General features: G+C 28.1%; 14 protein-coding genes. 2 read left to right on the forward strand and 12 right to left on the reverse strand.

Annotation, left to right across the window (positions count from 1 at the left end):
- Positions 1–173: 173 nt before the first annotated feature.
- Positions 174–2,096 (reverse strand): ABC-F family ATP-binding cassette domain-containing protein, encoded by a 1,923-nt coding sequence (locus LQE93_RS12500; RefSeq protein ID WP_231073877.1) that lies wholly within the window; start codon positions 2,094–2,096, stop codon positions 174–176.
- 113 nt (positions 2,097–2,209) lie between these two features.
- Here LQE93_RS12500 and LQE93_RS12505 point away from each other — a divergent pair, with 113 nt between their 5' ends.
- On the forward strand, positions 2,210–2,863 hold the full coding sequence (locus tag LQE93_RS12505; RefSeq protein ID WP_231073879.1) for an HD domain-containing protein: 654 nt from the start codon (positions 2,210–2,212) through the stop codon (positions 2,861–2,863).
- Positions 2,864–3,026: 163 nt separating this feature from the next.
- Here LQE93_RS12505 and LQE93_RS12510 read toward each other — a convergent pair whose 3' ends face one another.
- Together LQE93_RS12510 and LQE93_RS12515 are read right to left on the reverse strand one after the other, a co-directional pair.
- Positions 3,027–3,566 carry a hypothetical protein gene (locus LQE93_RS12510; protein ID WP_231073881.1) on the reverse strand — a complete coding sequence of 180 codons (540 nt, stop codon included), beginning with the start codon at positions 3,564–3,566 and terminating at the stop codon, positions 3,027–3,029.
- A gap of 114 nt (positions 3,567–3,680) precedes the next feature.
- Positions 3,681–3,956, reverse strand: coding sequence for a MerR family transcriptional regulator (locus LQE93_RS12515; RefSeq protein WP_231073883.1), 276 nt, complete (start codon positions 3,954–3,956; stop codon positions 3,681–3,683).
- Between the two features lie 246 nt (positions 3,957–4,202).
- Here LQE93_RS12515 and LQE93_RS12520 point away from each other — a divergent pair, with 246 nt between their 5' ends.
- Complete coding sequence (locus LQE93_RS12520; RefSeq protein ID WP_041081648.1) at positions 4,203–4,304, forward strand: putative holin-like toxin; 102 nt, start codon at positions 4,203–4,205, stop codon at positions 4,302–4,304.
- Between the two features lie 263 nt (positions 4,305–4,567).
- Here LQE93_RS12520 and LQE93_RS12525 read toward each other — a convergent pair whose 3' ends face one another.
- The 9 genes from LQE93_RS12525 to LQE93_RS12565 form a co-directional block, all read right to left on the reverse strand.
- On the reverse strand, positions 4,568–5,188 hold the full coding sequence (locus tag LQE93_RS12525; RefSeq protein ID WP_055265144.1) for a PepSY domain-containing protein: 621 nt from the start codon (positions 5,186–5,188) through the stop codon (positions 4,568–4,570).
- 30 nt (positions 5,189–5,218) lie between these two features.
- Positions 5,219–6,586, reverse strand: a complete 1,368-nt coding sequence (locus LQE93_RS12530) for a sensor histidine kinase (protein ID WP_055265146.1) — start codon at positions 6,584–6,586, stop codon at positions 5,219–5,221.
- A gap of 2 nt (positions 6,587–6,588) precedes the next feature.
- Positions 6,589–7,257, reverse strand: a complete 669-nt coding sequence (locus LQE93_RS12535; RefSeq protein ID WP_055265148.1) for a response regulator transcription factor — start codon at positions 7,255–7,257, stop codon at positions 6,589–6,591.
- Between the two features lie 34 nt (positions 7,258–7,291).
- The gene (locus LQE93_RS12540; protein ID WP_231073885.1) at positions 7,292–7,639 is read right to left on the reverse strand and encodes a hypothetical protein; all 348 of its coding nucleotides are present in this window, start codon (positions 7,637–7,639) and stop codon (positions 7,292–7,294) included.
- A gap of 352 nt (positions 7,640–7,991) precedes the next feature.
- Positions 7,992–8,243, reverse strand: coding sequence for a GIY-YIG nuclease family protein (locus LQE93_RS12545; protein ID WP_186837738.1), 252 nt, complete (start codon positions 8,241–8,243; stop codon positions 7,992–7,994).
- 166 nt (positions 8,244–8,409) lie between these two features.
- Positions 8,410–9,393, reverse strand: a complete 984-nt coding sequence (locus LQE93_RS12550) for an ABC transporter ATP-binding protein (protein WP_231073887.1) — start codon at positions 9,391–9,393, stop codon at positions 8,410–8,412.
- Between the two features lie 14 nt (positions 9,394–9,407).
- Positions 9,408–10,403, reverse strand: coding sequence for an ABC transporter ATP-binding protein (locus LQE93_RS12555; protein WP_347707658.1), 996 nt, complete (start codon positions 10,401–10,403; stop codon positions 9,408–9,410).
- A 151-nt stretch (positions 10,404–10,554) separates the two neighbouring features.
- The gene (locus LQE93_RS12560; RefSeq protein ID WP_186837736.1) at positions 10,555–11,571 is read right to left on the reverse strand and encodes an ABC transporter permease; all 1,017 of its coding nucleotides are present in this window, start codon (positions 11,569–11,571) and stop codon (positions 10,555–10,557) included.
- A gap of 11 nt (positions 11,572–11,582) precedes the next feature.
- Positions 11,583–12,551 carry an ABC transporter permease gene (locus LQE93_RS12565; RefSeq protein WP_186837735.1) on the reverse strand — a complete coding sequence of 323 codons (969 nt, stop codon included), beginning with the start codon at positions 12,549–12,551 and terminating at the stop codon, positions 11,583–11,585.
- Positions 12,552–12,874: the final 323 nt, after the last annotated feature.

Genomic DNA, 12,874 nt, shown 5'->3' on the forward strand with positions numbered 1-12,874 from the left:
CCCATCCTTGCTACATTAATATTATGTGATTTTTTCTTTTAATTATACATAAGTGAAATCTAAATTTTCGATTCACTCATACAAACTTGACTAAAAGTCCAAACTTTAATTTGGTTACTTGAAGTTACACTGTAAGTGTACATCTACTAAATATATATTGGTAGTATTTTTCACTACTTATTATTTTTCTGTTCTTCTATTTTTTGAGCTAAATCATTTAAATATTCCCATCTTTCATATTTATGTTCTAATTCAGCTTCAGCCTCTTCTTTTTCCTTCATCAATTCTTGAAGTTTTCCAAAATCTCTAGAGTTTTTTTCCATTAATATATCTATTTCAGATATTTTATTTTCTAAGTTTTCTATATCTTCATCAATAGTTTCAAATTCTCTTTCTTCTTTATAAGTAAATTTTAACTTTTTCTCTTTTACTCTTTCTTTTTTCTCAGATAAATCTTTAGGCTTCTCTGAAGCTTTTTCTTGTTTATTTATAGCTTCCTCATATTCTTTAGTTAATAGGTAATCGCTATAGTTTCCTGTGTATATTCTTATATTACCATTACCTTCATAAGCAAAAATTTTATTACATATTCTATCTAAGAAATATCTATCATGGGATACAGTTATAACTACTCCACCGAAGTCATCAAGATAATCTTCTAATCTCTTAAGAGTTTCTATATCTAAATCGTTAGTAGGCTCATCTAATAAAAGTACATTAGGGGAATCCATAAGAACTCTTAAAAGATGAAGTCTTCTTCTTTCTCCACCTGATAACTTTCCAATTGGAGTCCATTGTAAAGTTCCATCAAATAAGAACTTTTCACACATTTGAGATGCAGTTATTCTTTCTCCTGTAGCTGTTTGTAAATACTCTGCTACTTCTTTTATATACTCAATAGCTCTCATATCTGGATTCATGTGCTCATCATCTTGAGAGAAGCAAGCTATTCTAACAGTTTCACCTTTTACTATCTCTCCACTATCAGGTTTTAATTTCTCTTCTAACATTTTAATTAATGTAGATTTACCTACACCATTTTCACCAACTATACCTATTCTATCTTGTCTAGTCACAATATAGCTAAAATCTTTTATTAACTGCTTATCGCCAAAGCTCTTAGATATATTTTCAATTTCAATTATCTTCTTACCAAGTCTACTTCCCATAACTGAGATTTCAACATTTTCAGATTGTTCATATACCTTTCGATTAACAAGTTCATCAAATCTATCTAATCTTGCTTTTTGTTTAGTTGTTCTAGCCTTTGCACCTCTTCTAACCCACGCAAGCTCTTTTCTTATAAGGTTTTGTCTCTTTTCTTCTGATGCTTGCTCAATTTCCATTCTCTCCATCTTCTTTTCCAAGAAAACAGAGTAATTACCTTCATAGCTAAACAGTCTTCCTTGGTCCAATTCTAAAATTCTGTTTGTAACTCTATCTAAGAAATATCTATCGTGAGTTATCATTAATAAAGCACCTTTTCTGCTATTTAAATATTCTTCTAACCAGTTTATAGTTTCATTATCTAAGTGGTTAGTAGGCTCATCTAGTATTAATAATTCACATGGAGTTATTAATGCAGAAGCAAGCATTACTCTCTTCTTTTGTCCCCCAGAAAGAGTACTTACCTTTGCTTCAAAATCATTTATTCCAAGCTTAGTTAATACAACTTTTGCTTCACTTTCTAGTCCCCAAAGATTTAAAGCATCTATTTTTCCTTGAAGCTTTATTAACTTATTATTTAAATCTTCATTAGAAGGATTTTTACTTATTTCTTCTAATACTTCTTCATAATCTCTTAATAAACTCATTTCTTCAGAGTTTCCTCTAAATACTTGCTCTATAACTGTTGCATTTTCATCATAGTTAGGACTTTGTGAAAGATATTCTATTCTTACTCTATTTCCTTTAGTTACAGTTCCTGAATCTGGCTCTTCAACACCTGCAATTATTTTTAAAAATGTTGATTTCCCAGTACCATTCACTCCTATGATACCTATTTTTTCGCCTTCATTTATTCCTAATGATATATTATCTACTAATATTTTTTCCGAATAACTTTTACTTATATTTTCTAATGTAATTAAATTCATAAAATCATCCTCTTCATTTTCGAATCTTATGTTCTTATTATAATATAACTACTAGCTTTATTAAATGTTATGTATAATAAAATAATACTAAATAAAAATCAAAGGAGTCATTTATGGATAAAAATAAAATGATAAAGAATACTAAAGACTTCGTAAAAGAAAAGCTATACGGTGAAGGTAGTGGCCATGATTGGTTTCATATAGAAAGAGTTTATAATTTAGCTAAATTTATTGGTGAAAAAGAAAATGCTGACCTTTTTATAGTCGAAATGACTGCATTATTACATGATATTGATGATTGGAAATTTTCAGATGGTACTGAAACTAATACTACTGTTACAGAAAACTTTTTAAATTCTATAGATGTATCTAAAGATGATATAAATAAAATTATATCTATTATTAAAACTATGTCCTTTAAAGGTGGTGTAGTAGATTCTACTCAAATTTCTATTGAAGGTAAGGTCGTTCAAGATGCTGATAGACTAGATGCCATTGGTGCTATTGGAATAGCTAGAACTTTTGCTTATGGTGGTAGTAAAGGAAGACCTATTTATGACCCATCTGTAGCTCCAATCAACTTTGAAAGTTTAGAACAAGTTAAAAACCTAGAAAATCATACTGTAAATCATTTTTACGAAAAACTATTAAAGCTAAAAGACCTAATGAATACAAAAACAGCTAAAGAAATAGCTAAAAAAAGACATGAATTTATGGAAAGCTTTTTAGATGAGTTTTATTCTGAGTGGAATTTTCCTGGGAAATAATATTAGGCAATAATTGGTGCAGTTATTATAGTTAATAATATTCATAATAGCAAATTACTATTAAAACTTATATAAAAAACATTAAAAGTAGCCTTAGTTAACCACTATAAATAACTAAAGCTACTTTTCACATCTATTTTAATTATATATTATTCTTACACTATTAATCATTATCTTTAGATATTATTACTCTCATATTTTCATCATATTTAATCCCTAATTCCTTAGATAGCTTATCATTTAACTTTGTAAGTTTATCATGATACTCTTTATACTCACTACTTAATATTTTCATGTTAGGTAAAAATATATCATAGTATCCACTGCTATTAAAAAATTCATTAAGTTGCTTTTTAAACTTATAAAAAGGATTCATAACTTTTAATAATGATTTATCATTTTGTTTTTCTATATTATCCAATAATTTTTGCTTATACCTTTCTAACTCTTCGCCTTCTGCATTTAGCATATTGTTTATTTCATTTCTTGTATCATCATTTATTTTCTTTGCTATTTCATCACTTATATTCTCATATCCAATTTGAATAAATCTAGGTATTTTTATTTCAGGAACATTATCTAAAAATTCAACAATATTAATCCATGCTTCATATTTATCAGGAGTATCTATAGGTTCATTTAAGTATGGTGCAAAATGATATGCTAAATATTTTCCCATTCCATCAGGAAAAGCTCTAATCAACTCTCTCTTAATAAATTCTCCATTATTTTTTTCACTTTCAATAATCTCATCATTTAATTCTTTTATTGAAATTCTATCGAAGTTATTTTCTATTATTTCTTCTAAATATCTCTTTTACATTTTTATTTGAATTTCTTTATTTTGTTTATCTTTAATAATGTTATTAATTATATCTTTCTTATCTCTACTCTTTATTATTACCTTAATATCTTTAATGCTTATATCTAATTTTCTATACAAGGATATTTCATTTAATAAAGCTATATCCTCTTGTGAATAATTTCTATATCCATTATCGCTCTTTATAGGCTTTATTAATCCTTGTTTTTCATAATATTCAATTGCTTTCTTTGTTAAGCCTGTTAATTTACATACTTCATTTATTAACATATAACCACCTCTAATTTAGATGTTAATCTAATGCCCTAGGTATCAGTCAATAACAATTTATTACTTTTAAATTTTCATATTCTTTGTGATACGGTTCTCAGTAACTATTGCAAGTACTAATAGTTTTACCATTTTATTCTTCTGTTTGTTTTCTACATAATTATGGTATAATTCTAAAGTACAATTTAAAAGTTGAATGTGGGCTACTGGTATCACTCACCTTTCTTGTGAAAGGAGGTGATACTAATGAGTAACGATGATTTAATGTTACTATTTACAGCAGGTATATTCTTAATAGCATTATTAACATTTATAGTGTTACTTATAGAAAAAATCTCAAAAAAATAGTAGCCCCACATCGCAATTGGACAGCTACTATTTTTAAATCAATAAAAAATTAGTGATACCAGTTGCCTAAGCAACTAGAATTGTATATTTAGTAGAGTGTTGACGCACTCTACTTTTTTATTTTCTGAACTTCTTATTTATATTATATCAAATTTTTATAAAAAATAAACTTAAATATATTTAATAATAATATCTTTATAAAAATATGTTGTGGCAAAAAAGTGCTCCCCTATTTAAGAGTAGCACTTCTTTCTTAGTATACGCTAATCCTGCTCATAAGCCAATATATCTCCAGTATTAGCATCTACTTCATAACTATATTCTCTATTATTATAATAAAATTCTACTTCATATTTTTGAATCCCATAATCAAAATCTAATTCTGTCCTTTTGAAAGTAACTTGATTACTTGTTAAACCTGCATGTGATAATACAATTTGTTTTGCTTCTTCTACTGAAATCTTAGCTATGTTATTTACATTGCTTTGATTATTATTGTTTTGAATATAATCATACTCCATATCATAATCATATTGTATAATTTGTCCATTATATGCGTTAATTTCATAATCATATTCTTTACCATTACAATAAAACTCTATGTCGTATTTTTGAATTCCATCATCAAAATCCTTGTTTGCTTGAACAAATGTTACTTGATCACTACTTAATCCTGCATGTGATAACGCTATTTCTTTTGCTTTATCTAATGAAATATCACCTGTATTATTTACATTATTATTTTGTTTACTACTTTCACTGCTATCTTGTATACTAGATTCAGTGTTATTCCCATTACCGTTATTTGCTACACCTGAATTTGTACATCCTATTAAGCTAATACTAACTGTTACTATAATCGCTGCTAAACTTAATTTTTTCATTTTTTCTCCTTTTGTTAAATATAATTTATATCACTTGAAATATACACTTATCCTCGTATATTTATCTAATTCACTATCTATTTGAATTTTAGCATTATAATTATTTGCTATTCTATTTGCAATGGATAATCCAATTCCAAAAGAATTATTATTTACTCTAGATTTATCAATCTTGTAGAATCTCTTCATTACATTATTAATTTCATTCTCTGGAATTCCAATCCCATTATCCTTAACTTCTAATTTTAATTTACTAGCTTCTTTTTTTAATGTTATTTCAATTTCTATATTATCCTTATTGTTATATTTTATAGAATTATCAATAAATATAATTAATAATTGTTTTAAATCATTTGGGTCAATTTTCATATTTATATCTTCATCAGTATTAACGATATATTTTACATTTGGCTTTAAAACTCTATATTCTTCTATAACCTCATCAACTACTATTATCGGATTAATTTCTTCTAATTTATCTAAGTTTATTTCTGATTTTTCTGCTTTAGATAGTAATAACATATCATTTACTAATTTTTTTAATCTTTCAACTTCTTTTAAACATATATCCAATGATTTCTCTAAACGATCTTTATCATTCTTTCCCCATCTTTTAAGCATACTTAAGTGTCCATGAAGTGCTGTCAGCGGTGTTTTTAATTCATGTGATGCATCTGACACAAATCTACTTTGCTCATGAAATGCTTCTTCTAATTCATCCATCATTGAGTTAAAAACAATATTTACTTTATCAATCTCATCATTTAGTCCTGAAATCTCAGCTCTTTTATTGATACCATTTTCCTTTATTTCATTCATAGTTGTTGTAAGCCTTCTAAGTCTATTTATAAAATTCTTTGAAACGTAAATAGCTCCTATACCACTTAAAATCAATCCTAAAATTAATGTAAAAATTAAAATTGGAAAAGAGTTTTCAGTAAAATCCTTCAACATCTCATTTTCTCTAGCTATCTGTAATGTATATTCGGACCCTGCTATATTTATTGGGGCTGTTAGTACCATATATATATCAGAATCAAAAAATCTAGGTTTAATTGAAATATCTTTATTTAAATAATCAAATTTAATATTTTCCCATACTTCAGATAGAGATTCATAGTATATTTTGTTTGATGAATAAATCCTAATATATTCATCATCATTTGCTAAATGTTGTAAGTATTGATAAAAACTATTTTCTGATATTTGTACGTTTATATCTTGAGATAAACTAACTATCTCTTTATACCTATCTTTTAATAAATCTCTTTCATATTCATCTGTAAACATACCAAATGCAATTAGTTGACCAATTGTATATATAAATAAAATTAAACCAATTATAAAAAATGATTTTTTCATAAATTCTAAAAATATAGGTACCTTTTTAGTTTTCATTATTAGCTCCTCATAATATAACCAACTGATCTAACTGTTTGTATATATTGTTCCTTATTCTCATTATTTAACTTTGACCTTAAATATCTGATATATACATCTATAACATTAGTTTCTGGTTCATATCCATATCCCCATATTTTTTCTAATAGTTCTTCTCTAGTAACCACCTTATCCTTGTTATCTAGCAATATCATTAATAATTCATACTCTTTATTAGTTAAATTTATCTCATTACCATCTTTTTTAACAATTCTTGAACTTTTATTAATTGTGATGTCCTTAAATTTTATTATGTAATTATTTGAATTATCTTGCCTTCTAAATACTACTTCAATACGTGCAAGTAATTCTTCTATTGCAAATGGTTTTGCTATGTAATCATCCGCTCCTATTTGAAGACCATTAACCTTATCCATTACACTATCTTTTGCACTGAGCATTATTACCGTGGACTGTTTTTCTCTCTTTAATCTTCTACATATTTCAAAACCATTCATAGAAGGTAACATAACGTCCAATATTATAAGATCATATTCGTTTTTTAAAGCTTCTTCCAAACCTTCTCTACCATCTTCTTTAATGCAAACATTATATCCTTCATATTCTAATTCTCCTTTTACAAAGTCAGAAATATTTGCTTCATCTTCAACAATTAATATGTTTTTCACAGTGATTGCTCCTTATTTAATTCATATTTGAATTTTAATCATAATAGCTATCTAAATCTGTAATAACACCTAAGCTAGAATTTACATCAGCCTTTATCAGCATATTATTTTTATCTTTTATTTTAAATTCATAGTCAAAACTAAAAGTATCTAAATCTAATCTTTTATTAACTCTTACTATTTCTCCTTGAACTGATTGAAGTACTATTGCTTTTGCTTCTTCAACTGTATAATTAATATTAGATTTTGCTATACTATAAACAGTTGCAAATGCTGCAATACCTAATCCAGCTATTATGGCTACTACTATTGATGCTCTTTTTATTAATTTTCTTTTATTTGTTTTTATTTTATCTCTTATTGCTTCTAAATATTTATTCATATTATCTTCTCCTTATTGCTAATCTGTAATTGAATTATATAATACAAGCTAATATCTTTCATGAAGACAAAATTAGAGTAAAATTAAAATTTTTTAATCTTTTTACACCAAATATACACCAACTGTAATTATTAATATTAAGTGTAATTTCTTTTTCTAGTAATAAAAATATAAATTCAACTAACAAAACTCAAATTTTAAGTTTCTCCATTATACTTATTAAAAATTTCAAAAAAAATAGTAGTCTTTTCATATAAAAAGATTCTACTATTTCTATAACTTATTTATTAATACTACTATTTTTAATATTCACTTCTCTTTATTCTAAGATTTAATTTCTAATCGCTGACATTCACACATCAATTTTTCTATTAATTAATTCTAACTTCTCTTTTCTCTTCAATTGCTTTATCTCATATTCTCTCTTCATTGCATCTATCTTATCTTCAAACTCTTCATAATATACTAATTCCACTGGTAATCTAGCCTTTGTATATTTTGCTCCTTTACCAGTGGAATGCGCTTTAAATCTTTTCTCCAAATTGTTTGTCCAACCAGTATATAGACTATCATCACTACACTTTAAAATATAAACATAATTCATATCAACTTATCCATCCACATCTTTATTGTATACATTTATTATAATATTCCTTATTTATATGTAAAAGACATTGTATAAAAGTAAGAATCATTTTTTTAATTGCACCTTATTTTCACATAAGTAAAGAGCTGTTCATCGAACAGCTCTTCTTACTTAGTATTTAATATTATAAATCTTTTTCATCATATAAATGACAAGCTATTTTATGTCCATTTTTCATTACTCTTAATGTTGGTGCTTCTTTAGTACAGATATCCATACATTCTGGACAACGTGTATTAAATTTACATCCAACTGGTGGATTAGCTGGAGATGGAAGATCTCCCTCTAATATAGTTCTATCCATCTTAACATCTGGATCCGGTACTGGAACCGCACTTAATAATGCCTTAGTATATGGATGCATAGGATTATTAAATAGCTCCTCAGTTGTTGCATATTCAACTAAATTTCCTAAGTACATTACACCTATTACATGAGAAATATATTTTATTACTGATAAATCATGCGATATAAATAAATAAGAAATACCTCTCTTTTCTTGAAGTTCTCTCATTAAGTTTATTATTTGTGCTTGAATAGAAACATCTAATGCACTTACTGGTTCATCAGCAATAATTAAACTTGGATTAAGAGCTAATGCACGGGCAATACATATACGTTGACGTTGTCCTCCTGAGAATTCATGTGGGTAACGATCTATATGATATGGTCTTAATCCACAATCCTCCATTATTTGCATTATATATTCTCTATACTGCTCTTTTGGAACTATTCCATGTGCTCTTACAGCTTCACCTATAATTTCACCAACAGGCATACGAGGATCCAATGAAGAGTATGGGTCTTGGAAAATAATTTGAGCTTCTGGTCTAATTTTTTGAAGCTCTTTTTTAGACATTTTAAATATGTCTTTTCCATTTAATATAGCTTCACCTTCTGTAGGTTCTACTAATCTTAGTATTGTACGTCCTATTGTAGTTTTTCCACAACCAGATTCACCTACTAGCCCAAATGTTTGTCCTTTTTTTATTTCAAAAGACACCCCATCAACTGACTTAACATGTCCAACAACATGTTGGAATACACCAGCTTTTATAGGGAAATGCTTCTTTAAATTTTTAACTTCTAAAATATTTTGGCTACTCATAATTACCTCCTTAGTTATTTATAAAGATGACAGCTTACTTTATGTGTTTGTGTTATTTCCTTAATAGGAGGGTAATCTCCAAAACATTCATCATTACACTTATCACATCTATTTTTGAAGTAACAGTGATTTGGCATATTAATTGGATTTGGAACATTTCCAGGTATAGAATATAGCTTATCATTACCTTCATTCATACTTGGTAAAGACTTAATTAACCCAATAGTATATGGATGTTTAGGATCTTTAAATATTTCATGTACTGTTCCTTTTTCAATTACTCTACCTGCATACATAACAACTACATAATCACACATACTAGCTACTACTCCAAGGTCATGAGTTATAAGCATTATAGATGCATTTATTTTATCCTTCAAATCACGAAGTAAATCTAATATTTGCGCCTGAATAGTAACGTCTAATGCTGTTGTAGGCTCATCTGCAACAATTAATTGAGGGTCGCAGCATAATGCCATTGCAATTACAATTCTTTGTTTCATACCACCACTTAATTCGTGAGGATATCTATTAACTATACCTTCTGGATTAGCTATACCTACTAGTTTTAATAATTCTATTACCCTAGTTTCTACATCTGCTTTTTTCATCTTAGGGTCATGCAACATAATTGGTTCAGCTAATTGATCACCAATTGTAAACACTGGATTTAAACTAGTCATAGGTTCTTGGAAAATCATTGAGATTTCATTTCCACGTAACTTTTGCATTTCTGTTAAAGGAAGTTTAGCAATATCTACTGCCTTTCCTGAACTTTTATTATTAAATCTTATTTCTCCACCAACAATTTGTCCTTGTGGTCCTTGTAATAATCTCATTATAGAAAGACTAGTTACAGATTTACCACATCCTGATTCACCTACTACACCTACTGTAGCTCCTCTTGGGATATCAAAAGATACTCCATCAACAGCTTTTACAGTTCCTGTATCAGTAAAGAAGTGAGTTTGTAAATTATGAAACTCTAATATATTATTTTCATCCCTCATAGTTACTGTATAATGAGATTCTGGTACATTTTTAAGTTTCTTATCCTTATTATACTTCTTATACATCTTTGAGTTGAATTTCTTTATTTCTTTCATTTTAGCTCTTTGTTGCTTTTTATATTCTTTATTATTCATTTCCACTTCTACTCACCTACCTCTTCATCCTTGGATCGAATGCATCTCTTAAACCATCACCAATAAAGTTAAAGGCCATAACTATGAATAATATCATTATTCCTGGTGGTAACCAAATATTTAAGTAATTTTTCATTATTACAGTACTATTAACCGCATTAACCATATTACCTAATGATGCATATGGGAATGAAAGTCCTACTCCTAAGTAGCTTAAAGCTGATTCAGTTAATATGAAACTACCAAGATCCATAGTAGCCATTACTATGATTACTGGAGTAACATTAGGAATTAGATGCTTAAATATCTTACGACTTACACTTAAACCACAAGCTTCTGCTGCTTGCATATAGTCCATTTCACGTATTGAAAGAATTTGTCCTCTAATCATTCTCGCAACACCTGCCCAGTTGAATACCCCCATTATAAGCATTAAGAAATAAATCTTCATCTGAGGCTTTACTCCAAAGGCAGCCATCAATGATGATGTAACAAGCATTAACGGGAAGAATGGTATACAATAGAATATTTCAACTAATCTCATGATTAACATATCTATCTTTCCGCCATAATAACCAGCTATTCCTCCTAAAGTTACTCCTAACAGCAACTCAATGATTGTTACAACTACACTGAACATTATGGATATTCTTCCACCGTACATAAGTCTAGTTAATACGTCACGACCATCAGCATCAGTACCTAAAGGGTGAGAAGCTGACATTGGAGCTTTTACATTAACTCCTACATTCTTCCCTTTAATTCCTTCCGTATCAGTCATTCTTATTTCTTCACCAGTTGTTTGATTTATATAAAATATTTCATATTCTCCATAAGGTGAAAATAATGGTCCTACAAATGAGAACAAGGAAATTGCTAAAATAATACATACCCCTAAAATAGCTAACTTGTTTCTTAAAAATCTTTTCATTATCAGCTGACCTGGAGTTTGAATTATTTGGTTTTTCTCAAAACTATCTTGTTCTTCTTGGTTAGATTGCTTAATGTTTTTTAATTCTTCTGCAGTTATCATCAAAACCCCTCCTAATTATATCTAACTCTCGGATCAACTACTGCGTATAATATATCTGAAATAAGTGTTCCAAGTAATGTAAGTACAGCCATAAACATTAGGTATCCCATTAAGAAAGGTAAATCCTTATTTTGAACTGCATCAAGAGCCGCTTTTCCTAATCCAGGAATAGAGAATATTCCTTCTGATATTATTGCTCCTGCAAACAAGCTTGGTATTGTTCCTCCGATAAATGTTACTATTGGAATTAATGTATTTCTAAATCCATGCTTTCCTATTACTTTACGCTCAGATAAACCTTTAGCACGTGCAGTTCTTATATAGTCAGCATTTAATACTTCTAACATATTTGTTCTAACATATCTTAACCATCCACCAATACCAGTTATTACAAACACTGTAATTGGTAAAATAAAATGGTATCCAATATCTAAAGTTAATCTAAATCCTGTAAAATTTTCTCTTGCCGTTACCATACCTGATAAAGGAACCCATCCCAGTCCCATAGCAAAAACTCTTTGTAAAACAGCTGCTAAGAAGAAGCTTGGTAAAGATATTCCTGCTAATGCAAGAAAAACTATAAGATAATCTGTTTTTGTATATTGTTTTGTAGCCGCAAGTATTCCGAGCGGAATCGCTATACAGAGCTGTATAACAAAAGCAATTGCTGCTAATGAGAAAGATGTCCACATTCTGCTCTTTATTACTTCAGTAACAGGCTTTGCATAAAGGAATGATTTTCCGAAATCTCCTGTGATAGCTTTTTTTATCCAAGTTACATATCCTTCAATAACAGTTCCATTTAATCCATAAGATTCTCTTAAAAACTCTTTTTGTTCCGCTGTTATACTTGGATTTCCTGATGTCATTTGCTCAATAAAGTCCCCAGGCATTAAACGTAATATCCCATAAATCATGAATGATACTCCGAAAAGAACAACTATACTAATTAATATACGACGTATAACATATTGCTTCATAGATACACCTCTTTCGTTCAGATTTAAAATTATTTAATGATATTTTTTATATTGGCTAATTAATACTTTATTCACACATTTGCAATAAATAAATTACATTTAAAGTATTTAATGATATTAGTTACTACAGTATTTACTTTTACATTTCAATTAAATTTTAGTTTTATAATCATTGCACTAGATAACTTAAATTTAATTTATTTAGGCTTTGTTTTAAAATAGTGTTGAAATTAGCATAACATAATAGGATGTCCAAATGGACATCCTATTTGAATCGTAATATACTAAAATTGTCTATTTAAAACTCAAATTTTCTTTTATTA

The sequence above is a fragment of the Clostridium sp. NSJ-145 genome (assembly GCF_021044725.1).
Taxonomy (GTDB): Bacteria; Bacillota; Clostridia; order Clostridiales; family Clostridiaceae; genus Clostridium; species Clostridium disporicum_B.

Coding starts and splice junctions, on each gene's coding strand:
- LQE93_RS12560 (WP_186837736.1), bottom strand. CDS start 11,571: ATGATAACTGCAGAAGAATTAAAAAACATTAAGCAATCTAACCAAGAA.
- LQE93_RS12515 (WP_231073883.1), bottom strand. CDS start 3,956: ATGTTAATAAATGAAGTATGTAAATTAACAGGCTTAACAAAGAAAGCA.
- LQE93_RS12550 (WP_231073887.1), bottom strand. CDS start 9,393: ATGAGTAGCCAAAATATTTTAGAAGTTAAAAATTTAAAGAAGCATTTC.
- LQE93_RS12545 (WP_186837738.1), bottom strand. CDS start 8,243: ATGAATTATGTTTATATTTTAAAGTGTAGTGATGATAGTCTATATACT.
- LQE93_RS12555 (WP_347707658.1), bottom strand. CDS start 10,403: ATGAGGGATGAAAATAATATATTAGAGTTTCATAATTTACAAACTCAC.
- LQE93_RS12530 (WP_055265146.1), bottom strand. CDS start 6,586: ATGAAAACTAAAAAGGTACCTATATTTTTAGAATTTATGAAAAAATCA.
- LQE93_RS12500 (WP_231073877.1), bottom strand. CDS start 2,096: ATGAATTTAATTACATTAGAAAATATAAGTAAAAGTTATTCGGAAAAA.
- LQE93_RS12540 (WP_231073885.1), bottom strand. CDS start 7,639: ATGAATAAATATTTAGAAGCAATAAGAGATAAAATAAAAACAAATAAA.
- LQE93_RS12525 (WP_055265144.1), bottom strand. CDS start 5,188: ATGAAAAAATTAAGTTTAGCAGCGATTATAGTAACAGTTAGTATTAGC.
- LQE93_RS12505 (WP_231073879.1), top strand. CDS start 2,210: ATGGATAAAAATAAAATGATAAAGAATACTAAAGACTTCGTAAAAGAA.
- LQE93_RS12565 (WP_186837735.1), bottom strand. CDS start 12,551: ATGAAGCAATATGTTATACGTCGTATATTAATTAGTATAGTTGTTCTT.
- LQE93_RS12520 (WP_041081648.1), top strand. CDS start 4,203: ATGAGTAACGATGATTTAATGTTACTATTTACAGCAGGTATATTCTTA.